This is a genomic window from Streptomyces sp. NPDC050121, from assembly GCF_044460385.1.
In the GTDB taxonomy this organism is placed as follows: domain Bacteria; phylum Actinomycetota; class Actinomycetes; order Streptomycetales; family Streptomycetaceae; genus Streptomyces; species Streptomyces soliscabiei.
In genome coordinates, this window is the sequence record NZ_JBITJV010000006.1 from 1 (window position 1) to 17,238 (window position 17,238).

Annotated in this window: 16 protein-coding genes; 5 read left to right on the forward strand and 11 right to left on the reverse strand. The window is 71.9% G+C overall.

Annotated features, from left to right (window positions below):
* Window positions 1-90: 90 nt before the first annotated feature.
* From ACIBTS_RS11205 to ACIBTS_RS11230, 6 genes are all read right to left on the reverse strand, one after another.
* Window positions 91-1,146 (reverse strand): NAD-dependent epimerase/dehydratase family protein, encoded by a 1,056-nt coding sequence (locus ACIBTS_RS11205; protein WP_399318436.1) that lies wholly within the window; start codon window positions 1,144-1,146, stop codon window positions 91-93.
* Between the two features lie 11 nt (window positions 1,147-1,157).
* Window positions 1,158-2,069, reverse strand: coding sequence for a lysophospholipid acyltransferase family protein (locus ACIBTS_RS11210; protein ID WP_399318438.1), 912 nt, complete (start codon window positions 2,067-2,069; stop codon window positions 1,158-1,160).
* Window positions 2,069-2,842, reverse strand: coding sequence for a GNAT family N-acetyltransferase (locus ACIBTS_RS11215; RefSeq protein WP_399318440.1), 774 nt, complete (start codon window positions 2,840-2,842; stop codon window positions 2,069-2,071). The genes ACIBTS_RS11210 and ACIBTS_RS11215 overlap by 1 nt, the downstream gene beginning before the upstream one ends.
* Window positions 2,843-3,181: 339 nt before the next feature.
* A complete protein-coding gene (locus ACIBTS_RS11220) occupies window positions 3,182-3,931 on the reverse strand; it encodes a succinate dehydrogenase/fumarate reductase iron-sulfur subunit (RefSeq protein ID WP_399318442.1) in 750 nt (249 codons plus the stop codon).
* Complete coding sequence (locus tag ACIBTS_RS11225; RefSeq protein WP_399318444.1) at window positions 3,928-5,877, reverse strand: fumarate reductase/succinate dehydrogenase flavoprotein subunit; 1,950 nt, start codon at window positions 5,875-5,877, stop codon at window positions 3,928-3,930. Before ACIBTS_RS11225 ends, ACIBTS_RS11220 begins: the two co-directional genes overlap by 4 nt.
* Window positions 5,878-6,549, reverse strand: coding sequence for a succinate dehydrogenase (locus tag ACIBTS_RS11230; RefSeq protein ID WP_399318446.1), 672 nt, complete (start codon window positions 6,547-6,549; stop codon window positions 5,878-5,880).
* 130 nt (window positions 6,550-6,679) lie between these two features.
* On the opposite strand from ACIBTS_RS11230, the gene ACIBTS_RS11235 reads away from it, so the two are divergent.
* On the forward strand, window positions 6,680-7,564 hold the full coding sequence (locus ACIBTS_RS11235) for a LysR family transcriptional regulator (RefSeq protein ID WP_399318448.1): 885 nt from the start codon (window positions 6,680-6,682) through the stop codon (window positions 7,562-7,564).
* Between the two features lie 28 nt (window positions 7,565-7,592).
* On the opposite strand, the gene ACIBTS_RS11240 is transcribed toward ACIBTS_RS11235, so the two are convergent.
* On the reverse strand, window positions 7,593-8,483 hold the full coding sequence (locus tag ACIBTS_RS11240) for an NAD(P)H-binding protein (RefSeq protein WP_399318450.1): 891 nt from the start codon (window positions 8,481-8,483) through the stop codon (window positions 7,593-7,595).
* Window positions 8,484-8,654: 171 nt separating this feature from the next.
* Here ACIBTS_RS11240 and ACIBTS_RS11245 point away from each other — a divergent pair, with 171 nt between their 5' ends.
* Window positions 8,655-9,527: a LysR family transcriptional regulator gene (locus ACIBTS_RS11245; RefSeq protein WP_399318452.1), complete on the forward strand. Its 873-nt coding sequence runs from the start codon at window positions 8,655-8,657 to the stop codon at window positions 9,525-9,527.
* A gap of 43 nt (window positions 9,528-9,570) precedes the next feature.
* On the opposite strand, the gene ACIBTS_RS11250 is transcribed toward ACIBTS_RS11245, so the two are convergent.
* The 3 genes from ACIBTS_RS11250 to ACIBTS_RS11260 form a co-directional block, all read right to left on the reverse strand.
* Window positions 9,571-11,706, reverse strand: coding sequence for a putative bifunctional diguanylate cyclase/phosphodiesterase (locus tag ACIBTS_RS11250; protein WP_399318454.1), 2,136 nt, complete (start codon window positions 11,704-11,706; stop codon window positions 9,571-9,573).
* Complete coding sequence (locus tag ACIBTS_RS11255) at window positions 11,703-12,515, reverse strand: SAM-dependent methyltransferase (protein WP_399318456.1); 813 nt, start codon at window positions 12,513-12,515, stop codon at window positions 11,703-11,705. The genes ACIBTS_RS11250 and ACIBTS_RS11255 overlap by 4 nt, the downstream gene beginning before the upstream one ends.
* A gap of 327 nt (window positions 12,516-12,842) precedes the next feature.
* On the reverse strand, window positions 12,843-13,838 hold the full coding sequence (locus tag ACIBTS_RS11260) for an SCO0930 family lipoprotein (RefSeq protein WP_399318458.1): 996 nt from the start codon (window positions 13,836-13,838) through the stop codon (window positions 12,843-12,845).
* A 361-nt stretch (window positions 13,839-14,199) separates the two neighbouring features.
* On the opposite strand from ACIBTS_RS11260, the gene ACIBTS_RS11265 reads away from it, so the two are divergent.
* The 3 genes from ACIBTS_RS11265 (at window position 14,200) to ACIBTS_RS11275 (ending at window position 16,386) form a co-directional block, all read left to right on the forward strand.
* Window positions 14,200-14,838, forward strand: a complete 639-nt coding sequence (locus ACIBTS_RS11265; RefSeq protein WP_399318460.1) for a hypothetical protein — start codon at window positions 14,200-14,202, stop codon at window positions 14,836-14,838.
* Window positions 14,839-14,859: 21 nt separating this feature from the next.
* Window positions 14,860-15,624, forward strand: a complete 765-nt coding sequence (locus tag ACIBTS_RS11270) for a hypothetical protein (RefSeq protein ID WP_399318462.1) — start codon at window positions 14,860-14,862, stop codon at window positions 15,622-15,624.
* 213 nt (window positions 15,625-15,837) lie between these two features.
* Window positions 15,838-16,386 (forward strand): hypothetical protein, encoded by a 549-nt coding sequence (locus ACIBTS_RS11275; protein WP_399318464.1) that lies wholly within the window; start codon window positions 15,838-15,840, stop codon window positions 16,384-16,386.
* A 95-nt stretch (window positions 16,387-16,481) separates the two neighbouring features.
* On the opposite strand, the gene ACIBTS_RS11280 is transcribed toward ACIBTS_RS11275, so the two are convergent.
* Window positions 16,482-16,988 (reverse strand): hypothetical protein, encoded by a 507-nt coding sequence (locus ACIBTS_RS11280; protein WP_399318466.1) that lies wholly within the window; start codon window positions 16,986-16,988, stop codon window positions 16,482-16,484.
* Between the last annotated feature and the right edge of the window lie 250 nt (window positions 16,989-17,238).

Here is a 17,238-nt window from a genome sequence, read left to right on the forward strand (position 1 = left end):
TACGCGGACGACCCTCCGCCTTGCGATGCACCGCACCAGACGCCGCGGGCCCCGCCCTCCGGGCGGACGACGCTACTTTCGAAACACGCCCTAGTTCCGCTGCTCCTGCCAGGAGCGGTAGTGGTCCAGCAGGGTTTCCTCGATCGGGCGGTAGATGAGCCCCAGTTCCTCGGTGCTTCTGCGGTTGTCGACGCGGAAGCGGATGCCGAGGTGCGCCCGGATGTAGTCCTGGGAGAGGCCGAACGCGGGGCCGAGGACGCGGACCGGCCAGTGCGGGAGGGCGGTCCGGGGCAGCCGCAGGTTGCGCGGGTGGTGCTTCCGCAGGGCTCTCGCCATCTGGTGGAAGGAGGTCATCTCCTCGGCCGCGACGATGTACCGGCCGTGTGCTTCGGGGCGTTCCGCCGCCGCGATGTGGGCCGCCGCCACGTCCCGTACGTCGACGGTGGTGAAGCTGAAGTCGGGGGCGCCGTAGAAGAAGTAGCCCTTGAAGAGCTCGTCCAGGAGGAACAGGCTGCCCGAGTCCGAGGCGGGGGTGAGCGAGGGGCCCAGGATCAGGCCGGGGTTGACGGAGACCATGCGCCAGCGCTTCTGCGCCGCCTCGGCCGCCCAGGCCGCCTGCTCCGCCACGGTCTTGGCGTAGTGGTACGGGTTGTTCTCCACCGTGCTGGTGGTGTTGAAGTACTTCTCCGACAGCGTCTGGTCGTCCATCTGACGTACGTCGGCGTAGTCGCCGAAGATCGCGCCCACGGTGGAGGTGAAGACGAGGCGCTCGACGGTCTCCGTGCGCTCGATCGCCGCCACGACGTTGCGGGTGCCCCGCAGGGCCGGTTCCACCACGTCCCGCAGGCCGTCCTTGATCTTCTCCGGCATGAGGAACGGCGAGGCCACGTGGAAGACCACCGCGCAGCCCTTCGCCGCCTCGTCGAAGGAGCCCTCCGTCAGCAGGTCCGCCTCGAAGAGGTCGAGCCGGCCGGGATGGGCGTCCCGCAGGGCGTGCAGGGGACGGAGCTTGGCCGTGTTCGCCGTGCCGCGCACGGTGGTGTGGACGTGGTGGCCGCGTTCCAGGAGCTGTTGCACGAGATGGGCGGCCACGAAGCCGCTGCCTCCCGTCACGAGTACCGTCCGGCCGGCCGGGCTTCCGCTCACGCGCGCTCCCCTCAGAGGTCGGGTCGCGTCATGATCCCATCAAGGACGGCCGTCTCCCCCTTGCTTACCGGGAATTCGCCGGACCGGCGTCCGTCGAGCGGGCGGTGCCGGTCGGCCGGTGCGAGAATCCGCCGCTCGTGCGTCCCGCCCTGCACCCGGGCCCCGGCGTCGGCCGCCAGCGACCTGCGGTCGGGGTGACTGCCCGGTGCGAGCGCCGGCAGTACCTCGACGTCCGCGACCAGACCCCGCGCCGACACCACCCGCCACAGCGAGGCGAGCAGCGGGTCGTCGCCGACGAACGCCGCCGCGGTGCTGGCCCCGCCCGCGCGGTCCAGGTAGCGGATGCGTACCGGCTGGACGGGCACGCGGGCGTCCAGCGCGGCCTGGAACACGGCCCGCCGGAAGTGTCCCTGGGCGCGGCCGCACCAGGTGCTGCCCTCCGGAAACACGGCGACCGCCCGCCCGGCCCGCAGCACGTCGGCGATCCGGGTGACCGTGGCGGGCAGGGCGCGCAGCCGGTCGCGGTCGATGAACAGGACGCCGCCGCGGGCGGCCAGCGCGCCCGCCACGGGCCACCGCCGGATCTCGGCCTTGGCCAGCATCCGGGCCGGGCGGACGGCGGCCAGCAGCGGGATGTCCAGCCAGGAGATGTGGTTGGCGACCAGGAGCAGCCCGGTGGCGGTGGGCGCGGGCGAGCCGGTCACCCGGATCCGCACCCCCGCCGCCCGCACCACGGCCCGGCTCCACGACCGCACCACGCGGTCCGGTATCCACTGTCCCACCGGTGACAGCACGACCCCGACCAGGACCAGCACGACCACCGACGTGAGCCGCAGCACGGCCCTCGGTACGGCCGTGAGGGACGCCGTCGTCTCCACGCACGCCCGCGGGGTGCAGGGTGCGCTGGGCAGCCAGACGCTCATCAGGCCGGGACGAGGGAGAGGAAGTGCCGCAGATAGCGCTGGTTGACCCGGCGCATCGAGAGCAGCACGTACAGGTCGGCGACGCCGAAGTCGGGGTCGTGGGCGGGCTCCCCGCACACCCAGGCGCCGAGGCGGAGATAGCCGCGCAGCAGCGCCGGGAGTTCGGTGCGGGCGACCGGGCCGGCGCCGTTCGGGGCCCAGGGCAGCAGCGGCCGTACCCGGAACTCCTCCGGCGCCAGGTGCTTCTCGCGCACCCGGTCCCAGGTCGCCGTCGCCAGGGCGCCGCCGTCGGCGAGCGGAATCGAGCAGCAGCCGGCCAGCCACTCGTGGCCGCGGTCCACCATGTAGCGGGCGATCCCGGCCCAGATGAGGCCGATGACGGCGCCGTCGCGGTGGGCGGGGTGCACGCACGAGCGGCCGACCTCGACCAGGCCGGGCCGGATCGCGTCGAGCCGGCTCAGGTCGAACTCGCCGTCGGAGTAGAGACGGCCGGCGACCGCGGCCCGCTCGGGCGGCAGCAGCCGGTAGGTGCCGACCACCTCGCCGGTGTCCTTGTCCCGGATGAGGAGGTGGTCGCAGTACGCGTCGAAGGCGTCGGTGTCCAGGCCCGGTTCCGGGCCGTCGAGCCGGGCGCCAAGCTCCCCGGCGAACACCTGGTGACGCAGCCGCTGCGCGGCCCGGACGTCGTCCAGGTCGCGGGCGAGCGACACGAGGTAGCCGGAACCGCCGGGCGGGACGGCGAGGGCGGGGGGCGAGACGGGCATGGCGGTCATGGAGGTCTCCTGCGCCGAGCGGAAAAGCATGGGGACAGTGCATGGGGAATCTGCACCTGCTTTCTTCCGCGGTCGGCTGGCCTCGGCGTGTCCGGCGCGGGACCCGTGGATGTGCGAATGCTGAATGCCGGAAGTCGTCGCCCGCAGGCTTGCCCGCCTCGCCGGTCCCGGCCGCCCTGCCGGGTGCCTTCCGGCGGTGCCATGGGTCCCGGATGGGGCCGGGGACGCCTGGCAGGGCAGGGGATGCCTGGCGGGGCCGGGGATGAGCACCACTCCCGGCCCCGCCCGTCCGCACCTTGTCGGCGAACGTCCGGTGGTCCCGCCGTACCCGCTATGGCGCTACCGCTTGGCGACCTTCCTGGTGGCCCGCAGCCACTCCTTGTTCATGCTGGTGATGGAGACCAGCGGGATGCCCTTGGGGCAGGCGGTCGCGCACTCCCCGGCCAGCGTGCACCCGCCGAACCCCTCCTCGTCCATCTGCGCCACCATGTCCAGCACCCGCGTCTCCCGCTCGGGCGCCCCCTGGGGCAGGACGTTCAGGTGGTTGACCTTGGCGGACGTGAACAGCATCGCCGCTCCGTTCGGGCAGGCGGCCACGCATGCCCCGCACCCGATGCACTCCGCGTGCTCGAAGGCGAAGTCGGCGTCCGGTTTCGGCACCGGCGTCGCATGGGCCTCCGGCGCGGCACCGGTCGGGGCGGTGATGTACCCGCCGGCCTGGATGATCCGGTCGAACGCCGACCGGTCCACCACCAGGTCCTTGATCACCGGGAACGCGGACGCCCGCCACGGTTCGACGTCGATGGTGTCGCCGTCCTGGAAGGAGCGCATGTGCAGCTGGCAGGTGGTGGTGCGCTCCGGGCCGTGCGCGTCGCCGTTGATGACGAGCGAGCACGCGCCGCAGATGCCCTCGCGGCAGTCGTGGTCGAAGGCGACCGGGTCGTCACCGCGCAGGATGAGTTCCTCGTTGAGGGTGTCGAGCATCTCCAGGAAGGACATGTCGGGCGAGATGCCGTCCACCTCGTACGTGGACATGGCGCCGTCGGCGTCGGCGTCGCGCTGCCGCCAGACGCGCAGGGTGAGCTTCATGCGTAGCTCCGCTGGGTGGGGTGGACGTACTCGAAGACCAGGTCTTCCTTGTGCAGGACGGGAGCGGAGCCGGTGCTCGTGAACTCCCAGGCGGCCGCGTACCCGAACACGTCGTCCCGGCGGGCCGCCTCGCCGTCGGGGGTCTGGGACTCCTCGCGGAAGTGGCCGCCGCAGGACTCGGCCCGGTGCAGCGCGTCGAGGCACATCAGCTCGGCGAGCTCCAGGTAGTCGACGACCCGGTTGGCCTTCTCCAGGGACTGGTTGAACTCCTCGCCGGTTCCGGGCACCTTGATGCGGCGCCAGAACTCCTCGCGGATCTGCGGGATGCGCTCGAGTGCCTTGCGCAGTCCGGCGCCCGTGCGGGCCATGCCGCAGAACTCCCACATCAGCTCGCCGACCTCCCGGTGGAAGGAGTCGGGAGTGCGATCGCCGTCGACGGACAGCAGCAGGTTCAACCGGTCCTGCGTCTGAGCCAACACCTCCTGCACGACGGGGTGTTCGTCGCCCACCTCGCCCTGGCGCGGGTGGCGGGCGAGGTAGTCGTTGATGGTGGCCGGCAGCACGAAGTAGCCGTCGGCCAGGCCCTGCATCAGCGCGGACGCGCCGAGGCGGTTGGCGCCGTGGTCGGAGAAGTTGGCCTCACCGATCGCGAACAGGCCCGGGACGGTCGTCTGCAGGTCGTAGTCGACCCACAGGCCGCCCATCGTGTAGTGCACGGCCGGGTAGATCCGCATCGGCACCTCGTACGGATCCTCGTCGGTGATCCGCTGGTACATGTCGAAGAGGTTGCCGTACCTGGCCTCGACGGCCCCCCGCCCCATCCGCTCGATGGCGTCGGCGAAGTCCAGGTAGACGCCCTGCCCGCCGGGGCCGACCCCCCTGCCCTCGTCGCAGACGTTCTTCGCGGCGCGGGAGGCGATGTCACGCGGGACCAGGTTGCCGAAGGAGGGGTAGGTGCGCTCCAGGTAGTAGTCGCGCTCGTCCTCGGGGATCCGGTTCGGCGGACGGTCGTCGCCCTTGGTCTTCGGCACCCAGATCCGGCCGTCGTTGCGCAACGACTCGCTCATCAACGTCAGCTTCGACTGGTGGTCGCCGGTGCGCGGGATGCAGGTGGGGTGGATCTGGGTGAAGCAGGGGTTGGCGAAGTACGCGCCACGCCGGTGCGCCCGCCAGATCGCGGTGGCGTTGGAGTTCATCGCGTTGGTCGACAGGTAGAAGACGTTTCCGTAGCCGCCGCTCGCCAGGACGACTGCGTCGGCGACGTACGTGTCGATCTTCCCGGTGATCAGGTCCCGCGCCACGATCCCGCGCGCCCGCCCGTCGATCACGATCAGGTCGAGCATCTCGGTGCGCGGGTGCATCTCGATGTTGCCCGCGGCGATCTGCCTGCTGAGGGCCTGGTAGGCGCCCAGCAGGAGCTGCTGCCCGGTCTGGCCGCGGGCGTAGAAGGTCCGCGACACCTGGACGCCGCCGAAGGAGCGCGTGTCGAGCAGCCCGCCGTACTCCCGGGCGAAGGGCACTCCCTGCGCCACGCACTGGTCGATGATCTCGACGGAGATCTGCGCCAGCCGGTGGACGTTGGACTCCCGCGCCCGGAAGTCGCCGCCCTTGACGGTGTCGTAGAACAGCCGGTGGATGGAGTCGCCGTCGTTGCGGTAGTTCTTGGCCGCGTTGATGCCGCCCTGCGCGGCGATGGAGTGGGCGCGGCGCGGGGAGTCCTGGTAGCAGAACTGGACCACGTGGTAGCCCTGTTCGGCGAGCGTGGCCCCGGCGGAGCCGCCGGCGAGGCCGGTGCCGACGACGATCACGGTGTGCTTGCGCCGGTTCGCCGGGTTGACCAGCCTGGCCTCGAAGCGGCGGGTGTCCCAGCGGTCGGCGACGGGGCCGGCGGGGGCTTTGGCGTCCGCGAGGGGCTCGCCGGTCTCGTAGTCCACGTAGTCGGTCATTCAGCTCACCACTTTGGTCATGACGCCCACGGGCACGGCGATGAAGCCGGCCGTGAGCAGCAGCGCGAGGACGTCGGCGACGATCTTCAGGGCGCGGTCGCGGGAGCGGCTGCCGACGCCGAGCGTCTGGGCGGCGCTCCAGAAGCCGTGCCGGACGTGCAGCCCGAGGGCGAGCATCGCGACGATGTAGATGACGTTGCCGTACCAGGTGGAGAAGGTGTCCACGACGTTCTGGTACGGGTGGCCCTCCTGGAAACCGCCGCTGTGCACGGTGCCGGTCGTCAGGTCCAGGATGTGCCAGACGATGAACAGGCCGAGGATGATCCCGCCCCAGCGCATGGTGCGGGTGGCGTAGCTCGCCCGGGGCTTGCGGTGCATGTACTTGCTGGGCCGCGCCCTGATGTCGCGGCGGCTGAGCTGGTACGCGCAGACGGCGTGGGCGAAGACCGCGACGACCAGCACCACGCGGATCAGCCAGAGCGTCCACTCGTAGTGCATGAAGGGCTCGCCGACCGTGCGCAGCCAGTGCGCGTAGTGGTTGAACTCCCCCGCCCCGAAGAAGATCTTCAGGTTGCCGATCATGTGGGCGACCAGGTACAGCAGCATGATCACGCCGCTGACGGCCATCACGGTCTTCTTGCCGACGGAGGAGTCCCACACGGTGCGTGCCATGGACGGCCGTCGGTCCGTCCGCGTTGCCAGAGCCATGGGTCAAGACGCTAGGGCCGGGCCATCCCATCGGTCCAAGACATGGTCCGCCTCGATTCCATAGGCTGCGGCTATCGAGGCGTAGGGTTTCGGCATGCAGTTCCAGCAGCTCCAGTACTTCGTGGCGGTCGCCGAGACCCGGCACTTCACCCGGGCCGCCGACCTCGTGCACGTGGCGCAGCCCTCGCTGTCGCAGCAGATCAAGGCGCTGGAGCGGGAGTTGGGCGCCGATCTGTTCCTGCGGGCACGCGGCAACATCACGCTCACCGACGCGGGCGAGGCGCTGCTGCCGCTGGCCCGGCGCATCCTGGCGGACACCGAGACCGCGCGGTACGAGGTGCAGGAGCTGGTGCAGCTGCGCAGCGGCCGGGTGCGGCTCGGGGCGACGCCGAGCCTGTGCACCGGTCTGCTGCCGGATGTGCTGCGCGCCTTCCACGACCGCTATCCGGGCATCCGGCTGCTGATCGAGGAGGGCGGCTCGCACGACCTGGTCCGGGAGCTGGCCCGCGGCGCCCTGGACCTCGCCCTGGTCGTCCTGCCGCTGCCGACGCCGTCCCCGGCGCTGACGACGGTGGAGCTGCTGCGGGAGGACCTGGTCGTGGTGTCCTCCCCCGAGGCGTCGAAACCGGGCGACGGGCGGCGCACGGTCCGGATCGCCGATCTGGAGCGCGAACGCCTGGTGATGTTCCGGCACGGCTACGACCTGCGGGAACTGACCGTGGCCGCGTGCCGGGCGGAGGGCTTCGAGCCGGACTTCGCGGTGGAGGGCGGCGAGATGGACGCGGTGCTCGGGTTCGTGCGGGCGGGGCTCGGGGTGGCCGTCGTCCCCCGCATGGTCGCGACACGCTCCGGCCGGGGCCTACGGGTCACCCCCCTGTCCCGTCCCGGCCTCCACCGCACGATCGCCCTCGCGCACCGCAGCGACGTGGCTCCGCCGCGGGCCGCCCGAGAGTTGCAGCGGATGCTGTTGGAGAGATGACCGGAGCGATGTCCGGAGCGCTGGGCTGTCAGCCCTCGGCTGCCGGCCTGAGCACCTCCTCGCACCACTGACGGAAGGTGGTGGGCGCGAGGTCGGGCGTCGGGCGCTGGGAGGCGCCGTAGAAACCCTGCTCGTTCTGGGCCGTCACCATGTCGGTGTAGGAACGGACCCAGCTCTCCGTCGCCCCGGCCCGCAGCAGCCCCGCTCGCTGCTCGGCGACGGGAAGGAACTGGGCGCGCACGGGCCGGCCGAGCACCTCGGCGAGGACGTCGGCCATGCCCTCGGGGGTCAGCTCGTCCGGGCTGACCACGGGAACGTCCGCCCGCCCGGACCAGGAGTCGTCGAGCAGCAGCCGGGCGGCCGCGGCACCGACGTCGCGCGTGGCACACAGCCGCAGCACACGGTCGGTCACATGGCCGGTGGCGAACACTCCGGTGTCGCGGATCGCGGCCAGTTGACGGAGCGTGTTCTCCATCAGGGCGGGCGGGCACAGCGCCCGGTAGGGGACGCCCGTGGCGGCGATCCGCTCGTCCATGGCGAGGCCCACGGAGATCAGCCCGGCGTCCCGCGCGACGCCACGGCCGAGGGTGGAGACGGCCACCACCCGCTCCAGGCCCTGCGCCTCGATCACCTCGCACAGCCGGTCGGTGAACGCACCGTAGTGCGCCTCGGCGTCGGGCGCGGTGGGGGTCGGCGGGACCAGCCAGAACACCTGGTCGGCACCCTGACAGGCTTCCTTCAGCACGGCCGGGTCGGCGTGCGACCCCTGGACGACGTCGACGCGCTCGCGCACCCCCGGGGCGAGCGAGCCGGGGTCGCGGACGATCACCCGGACCGGTGCGGAGCCCTCGCCGGCGTCGAGGAGGCGGGCGACGACCTCACGGCCGATCTGCCCGGTGGGCGTGGTGACGACAATCATGAACTGCTCCTGAAACAGAATCGGTTGGGAGGTCCCTCGGGGGTGTCCCTCGGTCGGGACGTCACTCGGCGGGGACGTCGTCGAGCCTGCCGCCCGGCGGCGGTGAACTGAAGGACCCGTTCGGTCGCGGTTGTTACCCTCAGAGCAATACCGAGCCGAGGGGGGCCGCCCATGGAGTCCCGTCCGCTGCGCTATTTCGTCGCCGTCGCCGAAGAGCTCAACTTCACCCGCGCCGCGGAGCGGCTGGGCATCTCCGCGCCACCGCTGTCCCGGGCGATCCGCGGGCTGGAGACGGAGCTGGGGGCCGCCCTCTTCGAGCGGACCACCCACAGCGTGGCGCTCACCCCGGCGGGAGAGGTCCTCCTGACGGAGGCCCGGTTCGCGCTGGAGGCGTTGGAGGCCGCGGGGCGGCGCGCGCGGCGGGCCGCCGGCGGAGGCCCGAAGCTGGTGCTGGCGGTGAAGGCCGACGGCGACGCGGGGCTGCTGGAGGCGCTGTGCGCGCGCTACGCGCAGGAGCCGTCCGCACTGCCGGTCACCGTCCGCCTGAGCGGATGGCAGGAACAGCCCCGGCTGCTGCGGCTCGGCGAGGCCGACGCCGCGCTGATCTACGAGCCGTTCGACCGCACCGGTCTCGACTCCGAGAGGCTCACCACCGAGCCGTACGTCGCCGCCCTCGCGGCAGACCACCCGCTCGCCGCCCGTGACCGGGTGACCCTCGCCGACCTGGGCCTGCGCCCCGGCGAGCTGCACCGCTACCTGGACGAGATCCGCAGCCAGGGCCGCGACCTCGCCCAACTCATCACCCTGGTCGGCCTCGGCCGCGTCGTGCCCCTGCTGCCCGCCTCCGTCGTCGTCCGCTACCCCCGCCCGAACGTCGTCTACCGCCCGGTGCCGGACGCCCCGCCCGCGGCGCTGGCCATCGTCTGGCCGCAGCAGTCCCGCTCGACGGCCACGGCAGCCCTCGTCCGCGCCGCCGTGTCGGTGGCGGAAGGGGCCGGGGAGGACGCCGCCGTGACGCCCTCGCGGCAACGGGAAGCGGACTGACGGCCGGGCAGGGGCGGCAGCCCGCGCGCCCGGCCGCCCGCGCTCACCCCGTGGCGTCCACCAGGGCCAGTTGGTGGAGCCGGTCCGGCGGGCCGGGGCGGGCGTAGTACCAGCCCTGGGCCGTGTCGCAGCCCAGTATGCGCAGCTGCTCGGCCTGCGCGCCGGTCTCCACGCCCTCCACCGTGACCGCGAGGTTCAGGCTGTGGGCGAGCGAGACGATCCCCTCGACGATCTTGAGGTCGACGGGGTCCGCCGGGAACTGCTGCATTCCCTGAGTGAAGGACCGGTCCAGCTTGAGCACGTTCACCGGGAGACGGCGCAGGTTGGCCAGGTTGGAGTAGCCGGTGCCGAAGTCGTCGAGGGCGATGTCGACGCCCATCTCGGCGAGTTGGCGCAGGGGTTTGAGCAGGTCGTCGTCGGCGCCGATCAGCGCCGACTCCGTCACCTCCAGGCACAGCGCCGCCGGCTCGACGCCCGCCCGCTCCAGGATGTCGACGGTGTCCTGCACCAGACCGGGGTGGGTGAGCTGGCACGGGGAGAGGTTGACGTTGATACGGACGGGCTCGGTGTCCCCGTTGCGTTCCCGCCACTCGCCGGCCTGCCGGACCGACTCCTGAAGGACCCAGCGGCCGAGCGGCACGATCAGCCCGGTGTGCTCGGCGAGCGGGATGAACCGGTCGGGGCCGAGCACCCCGTGCTGCGGGTGCAGCCAGCGCACCAGGGCCTCCGCGCCGCGCACACTGCCGTCACCGAGGTGCACCAGCGGCTGGTACTCGATGAAGAACTCACCGCGTTCGAGAGCCGCCGGAAGCGCCGTGGTCAGCCCGTGCCGGGTGATCGCGCGGGCGTCGGCCTCCGGGTCGGCGAGCTCGAAACGGTTGCCGCCCGCCGACTTGGCCCGGTACATCGTGATGTCGGCGCTGCGCAGCACCTCCGCCGCGCTGCGCTCCCCGGCCGGCCCCTCGACGATGCCGATGCTGCCGCGCACGGTCAGCTCACGGCCGTCGATGCTGACCGGCGCGAGCAGGGCGTTCATGATGCGGGCGGCGAGTTCGTCGACCTCGCGGCGGGTGTCGGGGCCGGTGGTCAACGCCACGAACTCGTCGCCGCCGAGCCGGGCGACCATCTCACCGGGCGCCGTCGCGCAGGACTGCAGCCGGTCGGCGACCTCGACGAGCAGCCGGTCGCCGGCCGCGTGTCCGAGACTGTCGTTGATGGTCTTGAAGCCGTCCAGGTCGAGGTAGCACAGACCGAAGCGCTGGTTCTCGCGGGCGCCCAGCGCCTTCTCCAGGCGTTCGAAGAACAGGGTGCGGTTGGGCAGGCCGGTCAGCGCGTCATGGGTGGCCTCGTAGCGCAGCCGGAGGTTGAGCAGCCGACGCTCGGTGGTGTCCTCCATCAGGGCCAGCTGGTACTGCGGGTTGCCGTCGGCGTCACGCAGCAGCGAGACCGTCAGGTTGGTCCACAGGACCGTTCCGTCAGGACGGCTGAACGCCTTCTCGGTGTGATAGTGCTCGCGCTCTCCGTGGACGAGTTCGGAGTACAGCTTCCAGGTCTGCGGCGCGTCCTCGGGATGGGTCAGGTCCTGGACCCTGCGGCCCCGCAGAGTCTGCTCGGAGCCGCCGAACATGCGCAGCAACGCCCCGTTGACCTGGAGGACGTTGCCTTCCAGGTCGGCGATGCCGATTCCTATCGCGGCGCCCTCGAAGACCGCTCGGAAGCGGGCCTCACTCGCGTGCAGCGCCTGCGCGACCACGCCCTGGGCCCGCAACGCGGCCTGGGCGATGGCCTCCTGCTCGGCGAGCGTGCGCCGGCGCAGCGCCTGCGCGTATCCGGCCGCCATGGCGTGCTGCAGCCGTGAGGCACGGGTGCGCAGGTCCTCCTGGGGGCCGTCCTCGCCGCAGTAGAGCACCAGGTAGGCGTCCACGCAGTCGAGGGAGCGGCTGAGGGCCTCGGGGTCGGTGCAGTGCGCGTCGACGAGGGCCGCGCCCACCGCCTTGCCCGCGTCCGCGTCGAAGGCCCGCTCCAGTAGCGCCCTGCTCAACCGCCGTGCCAGCGGCAGCAGTTGTTCCTCCAGCTCGGGCCGGGTCAGCGACGTCGAGGTCACCGGGAACACGGCCCGGCTCCAGATCGTCACGAACCGCCGCAGTCTGTCCTCCGGCCCGTCCGGCTCCGCACTCACGCCGTACGCCCCACGCCGGCGAAACCCGAGAAGGCCCAGGGGTCCTCGTCCTCCGGCGCCGTGTCCGGCCGCCAGTGCGGCATCGGCACCAGTCCCGGTTCCACCATGTCGTACCCCTCGAAGAACCGCTCGATCTCGGCACGCGAGCGCATGACCAGCGGGTTGCGAATGTCCTTGTATACGTCCACCGCGCCCTCGGCCCGCTCCGGCGGCAGCGGGATTCCCTCGTACGAGGCATGCGTGAGCACGAGCAGACTGCCGGGCGCGAGCGCGGCGCCGAACTCGGCCACCGCCGCGTACGGGTCGTCGGCGTCCTCCACGAAGTGCAGCAGGGCGACGAGCAGCAGCGCCACCGGCCGCTCCAGGTCGATCAGTCGCTCCACCTGCGGGCTGCCGAGGATCTCCTGCGGCTTGCGCAGGTCGGCGGCCACGACGTCGGCGTCGGCGTTGTCCGCCAGCACCGCCTCGCTGTGCGCGACGGCCACCGGGTCGTGGTCGACGTACACCACGTGCGCCCCCGGGCCGGCCGCCTGGGCGACCTCGTGGACGTTGCCGAAGGTGGGGATGCCGGAGCCGATGTCGAGGAACTGGGTGATGCCCTCGCCGACCGCGTACCGCACGGCGCGGCGCATGAACGCCCGGTTCGCCTGGCTGATCTTCGGGAGTCCCGGCATGAACTCCATGGCCCTGCGGGCCGCTTCCCGGTCGACCTCGAAGTTGTACGAACCGCCCAGGTAGTAGTCGTAGATCCGCGAGACGCTCGGCACCGAGATGTCGATGCTCCGAGGGGCCCAGGCGGGACGCTCCATCTATCTCTCCAAGGCGTAGGCGATCCGGTGTTCGAGCTGAGGCTACTGATCGCCCGCCAAACGGGCGAGTGGAAACGGAAATTGACCGTCCGTTCCCGGTCACTGCCTGCGGCACGTGCCGAATCGACGACCCCCGAGGGGCTACGAAAAGTGCCCGGGGCGTTCCGGAGAGTTCCGGCGCGGCCCCCAGGGCGGCGAAAGTCTACGCATACGGGGCATGAACGGGAAAACGGCGATCCGCCCCCTCCGTGCGGCGTGGAGGGGGCGGATCTGTGGTCGTGCGCGCTCATTCAGCAGGTGCGGTGATCAGCCCTGGGGAGGCGATCCCTACTGCTTGGGCGCGCCGACCAGGTCTCCGTTGGGGGCCACGGCGTACCAGGTACCGCCGACGCCCTGGCCGTTGATGTCGCCGGGGGCCTTGTCACCGGAGAAGGTGTAGATCGGGAAGCAGTTGATGGTCTGCTGCTTGTCGCCGTCGGACCGGGTGAAGTTCATGTAGCCCTTCTTCTGGATCCCCTTGGTCTGGGAGAAGTCGACGGGCTCGACCACCGGCCACTTGTCACGGCAGGCGCCGTTGCAGTTCGACACCGGCTTGGGCCACGCCTTGTCCTTGAGGAAGCGGTAGACCGTCATGCCGCTCTTGTCGACCACGATGTCACCGAGGTTGGCGTCCTTGCGGACGGACAGGCCCGCCTGGGCGGTGTCCGAGCCCGAACCCGAGCCCGACTTGGCCTTCTTGCCATCGGGGGCCAGCGCGAACCACTTGTTGCCGACGCCCTGGCCGGTGGTGTCACCGGGCTTGGCGTCCTTCGCGTAGTAGTACGCGGGCCAGCCACCGACAGTGAGCTGCTTGGTGCCGTCGGGGCGGGTGATCTCGCCGAGCAGTGACTTGTCGATGCCGTCGCCGGCGCTGGTGTCGTCGGCGGACACCGGCGGCCAGGTGGTGGCGCAGTCGCCGTCGCAGTTCGACTTCGGCGGTTCGGCGGTGTCCGCGTCGAAGCGGTAGAGAGTCTTGCCTGCGCTGTCGGTCAAGATCTTGCCGAGCTGGCCGTTCGCGGAGATGGCCAGTTCACCGGCGCCCGCGGTCTGGGCTCCGGTGCCGGTACCGGTGCCCGCACCGACACCGCCGGGCGCGCTGGCGCTCGGACTGGCGCCGACCCCGCCGTAGCCGCTGCCGACGCCGCCGATGCCACCGGCCGGAGCCGTGGCTCCGACGTTCTGGCTCGACGCCGACGTGCCGCTTTCGGATCCGCACGCCGCCGTCAGCGCCAGAACGGCCACGGTGCCCGCCGCGAGTGAGGCGCTCCGCCAGGTGGTCTTCATCGTCAACAACTCCCCGATCGTCACAAGGGTGTTGCAGCGCCCTGCTGCGCCGCCGCACGGCCCTGAGTACGCATGCGGGCGGTCGTTGTGTTCAAACCCGGCACGAAAAACTTTCCGGAAGCTGTGACCCGGGGCCCGGGCCGGCCGTCTCATCGGCCGATCCGCCGGCCGATCCGCCGGCCGAGGAGTCCGCCGAAGAGTCCGCCGGAGAGTCGGCCCGACACCGGGTCGCACAGGCACGCGAGGGACCGGATGCACGGACGCACTCCCGGCAAACGCCTGGTCCCGAACTTCCCCCGTTCGGGGCATTCCCCGCCGGGTGCAGGCGTAGGCAGGTGCGAGAGGTCGCATGATCTCCGTCGTGCATGGACCCCAGCAGACCCGATCCACCCTCGCCACAAGGGCGTTGGCACTGGTGACCGTGGCCTGGATCCTCGCGGCCGCACCGGCCGGGGTGGCGGCGGCCGACGCGTGCGCATACGCCTCGACGGGCCCGGACGGCATCGAGGCGGTGGCGGTCGCGGGGAGTGGCTCGTGGCCGACTCCCCCGGTGTGCCCGAAGCCGACGCCGACGCCCACCCCGAGCCCCACCCCGCCGAAACCGGAGCCGCCGCCCAAGCCGACGCCACCGCCCGAGCCGACCCCGAGCCCGCCCCCGAAACCCACCCCGAAGCCGACCCCCACCCCGAAGCCGCCGCCGCCCGAGCCCCGGCCGCCGACGCCGACCCCGCGCCCGGTGCCGCGCCCGAAGCCACCGGCGCCCCCGCCGCCCCGGCCCGCCGCGCCACTGCCCCGGCCGGCCCCCACACCCACCCCCACACCCACCCCCACCGCGACGCCGACCCCCACGCCACGCCCCTCCGCGACCCCGGTGACCTATCCCGTGTATCGCCCCTCGGTGCACCAGCGGCCCGCCCGTGGCGGCCAGTCGCCGGTCGTCTACGTCCTGCTCATCACCGTGCCCGCGGTGATCGCCGTCGCCGCGATGCGACCGCGCTAACGATGATCCTGGAGGCATCACTTGCCGGAATGGCTTGTTCTCACCCTCGCGATGCTCGCCGCCTGTGCGGTGGTGGTCGTCGTCACCCTCGTACGGCACCGCAGGGCGCCCGAGGACGAGGACCCATCCGAGACCCCGGACGTCATCGAGTACATGACGATGTGGATCGGCGTGGTGTACGCCATCGTGCTGGGCCTGGCCATCGCGGGCGTGTGGGAGGCGCGCAGCGTCGCCCAGGACCACGTCCAGGCGGAGGCCCAGGCACTGCACGAGATCTCCGAGCGCGTGCGGGTCTACCCGACCGACGTCCGTGACCGTATTCGGGACGATGTCAACGCCTATGTCGGACACGTCGTCACCGTCGAATGGAAGAAGATGGCCGACGACGGCGAGGTGACCAAGCGCGGCGACGAACTCCTGCAGCGCGTCCGGGTCGACGTCACCGACTACCGGCCGGCGTCCGACTTCGAGGCGCAGGCCTATCAGCCGCTGCTCGACCAGATGGCCGCGGCGGACCAGGCACGCAACGCCCGCGCGGCCTCGACCGGGGCGACCATGCCCGGCGTGGTGTGGTTCGGGCTGCTGGCCGGGGCCGTCATCACCATCGGCATGGTCTTCGCTCTGCAGATCCGGCGCACGCCCCGTGAACTGGTCCTGGCCGGGCTGTTCTCCGCTCTCATCGCCTTCCTGCTCTTCCTGATCTGGGACTTCGACGCGCCCTACAGCCGGGGTGTCACCGCGTCGGCGGAGCCGTTCCTCCGTCTCTTCCCGCACATCGGCGGCTGAGGTTCGTTCCCGCGCCGGGGGGCGGCCGCCACGCCGCGGCCGTCCCCCGGTCGCACGAACGGCGTCCCCTGAGCGGCCCACACGCTTGCCCCATTCGCGCGACTGCGATCGCGGCGGCGCACACCTGTTCCTAGCGTTTCGGTCATCGAGGTGTATTTACGGCGCAAGCGGAACAGGTCCGCACCGCTGCTCCTCGAGGACCGGAGGATCCACATGCACGCGATACGCGTCGCTTCGGCCGCCCTGCTGGGCTTGACCACCCTGACCTGCTCCGCACCGGCCGCCCTCGCGAGCGACGGCGGCGGCGACGACAACCACTACGTCATGTCCAACGGCTACGACGTGCTGCCCTCGGCCATCGCGGCGGGCGGGCAGGTCACCCTTCGGGTGGACCGCGTCGCCAGTGGCTGCGGACGCTCCGTGACGGTCTCGTCGCCGGTGTTCGACACTGTCGCCATCGCGAGGGGGTCGTCGTCGGCGGTGACCCTGGTCGACCGGGACGCCAGGGTGGGCGGGTCGTACCGGGTGACGTTCGCCTGCGGCGGCGTCAGCGCCGTCAAGGAGTTGACGATCGCCGGCGGCCGTCCGGTCGATCTCACGCCGGCGCCCTATCCGGTGCAGCGGGGTGTGCAAGCCGGCGAGGGCGGCACCGTCGCCGGGTTCGACCTGAAGGAGATCGGGCTGGGCGCCGCGCTCATCGCCGGATCGGTCGGCGCCGCGTACTGCCTCTCCCGGCGCCGCACCGGCGAGGACGGCGGCTGACGCTCCGCCGGGCACGGGTCTTCGCCCCGGATCCCGGCGGGGACCGGGGCGAAGGTCTGTGTGACGTGCGGTCTGCGGGGGTGCGGGGACGGAGCTCAGATGCGACGCTCGGCGCGGCGTCGCATCCAGAACAGACCGCCGCCGACCACGGCCGCGGCGACGAGCCCGCCGCCGATGGCCATGTCGGTCGGCGTGGCGCCGGTGCTGGTGCCGCCGCCCAGACCGCCGCGGACGCCCCCGATGACGGTGAAGGCGTCCGGGCGGGTCAGGGTCCGGCCGGAGCAGTTGACGGTGATGTCGTACCTGCCGGGGCGGGCGTCGTCGTCGATGGTCGCCCTTCCCTTGGCCGTCTGGTTGGCGCCGTTGATCGGGGTCAGGTTGGCCGTCCTGAATGCGGGAGACGTCATGGTGCCGCCGCTGGGGCAGCCGTCCACGGTGACGGTGATCTGTCCGCCGCGGGCGATGACGGCGGGCAGCACGACGATGTTGCTCGGGCTGACGCCCATGCCGTCACGCGCGAGCGCCGCGGGTACGGCGAGGCCGAGGGTGGCGACCGAGGCGGCTGAGACCGCCGCGGCCGCCAGGACACGAGTGGTACGCATGTGATCCTCCGCGGAAGGCGTCCCGGGGCCCGTCCCCGGCATGTCGGCGAGAAAGCACCTCCCGAAAAGACCCTCAGATGCCGTGCACGCGCCCGCATTTCGGGAATGGTCCGTACTGGTGAGAGGACACGCCGGGCGGCATGCGCACAAGGGGATATCGCCGCAGGTCACGGACTGTCAGAAAATTCCTGTCGTCGGCAACTCGGATGGCGCACCGAAGAGGGTGGGGGCCACCCGTTCGCTGCCGCCC

Bases quoted from the DNA above. Each gene is read 5' to 3' on its own strand.
- ACIBTS_RS11210 (WP_399318438.1), bottom strand. From the start codon at position 2,069: ATGAGCGTCTGGCTGCCCAGCGCACCCTGCACCCCGCGGGCGTGCGTG.
- ACIBTS_RS11215 (WP_399318440.1), bottom strand. From the start codon at position 2,842: ATGACCGCCATGCCCGTCTCGCCCCCCGCCCTCGCCGTCCCGCCCGGC.
- ACIBTS_RS11220 (WP_399318442.1), bottom strand. From the start codon at position 3,931: ATGAAGCTCACCCTGCGCGTCTGGCGGCAGCGCGACGCCGACGCCGAC.
- ACIBTS_RS11225 (WP_399318444.1), bottom strand. From the start codon at position 5,877: ATGACCGACTACGTGGACTACGAGACCGGCGAGCCCCTCGCGGACGCC.
- ACIBTS_RS11230 (WP_399318446.1), bottom strand. From the start codon at position 6,549: ATGGCACGCACCGTGTGGGACTCCTCCGTCGGCAAGAAGACCGTGATG.
- ACIBTS_RS11235 (WP_399318448.1), top strand. From the start codon at position 6,680: ATGCAGTTCCAGCAGCTCCAGTACTTCGTGGCGGTCGCCGAGACCCGG.
- ACIBTS_RS11240 (WP_399318450.1), bottom strand. From the start codon at position 8,483: ATGATTGTCGTCACCACGCCCACCGGGCAGATCGGCCGTGAGGTCGTC.
- ACIBTS_RS11245 (WP_399318452.1), top strand. From the start codon at position 8,655: ATGGAGTCCCGTCCGCTGCGCTATTTCGTCGCCGTCGCCGAAGAGCTC.
- ACIBTS_RS11255 (WP_399318456.1), bottom strand. From the start codon at position 12,515: ATGGAGCGTCCCGCCTGGGCCCCTCGGAGCATCGACATCTCGGTGCCG.
- ACIBTS_RS11260 (WP_399318458.1), bottom strand. From the start codon at position 13,838: ATGAAGACCACCTGGCGGAGCGCCTCACTCGCGGCGGGCACCGTGGCC.
- ACIBTS_RS11275 (WP_399318464.1), top strand. From the start codon at position 15,838: ATGCACGCGATACGCGTCGCTTCGGCCGCCCTGCTGGGCTTGACCACC.
- ACIBTS_RS11280 (WP_399318466.1), bottom strand. From the start codon at position 16,988: ATGCGTACCACTCGTGTCCTGGCGGCCGCGGCGGTCTCAGCCGCCTCG.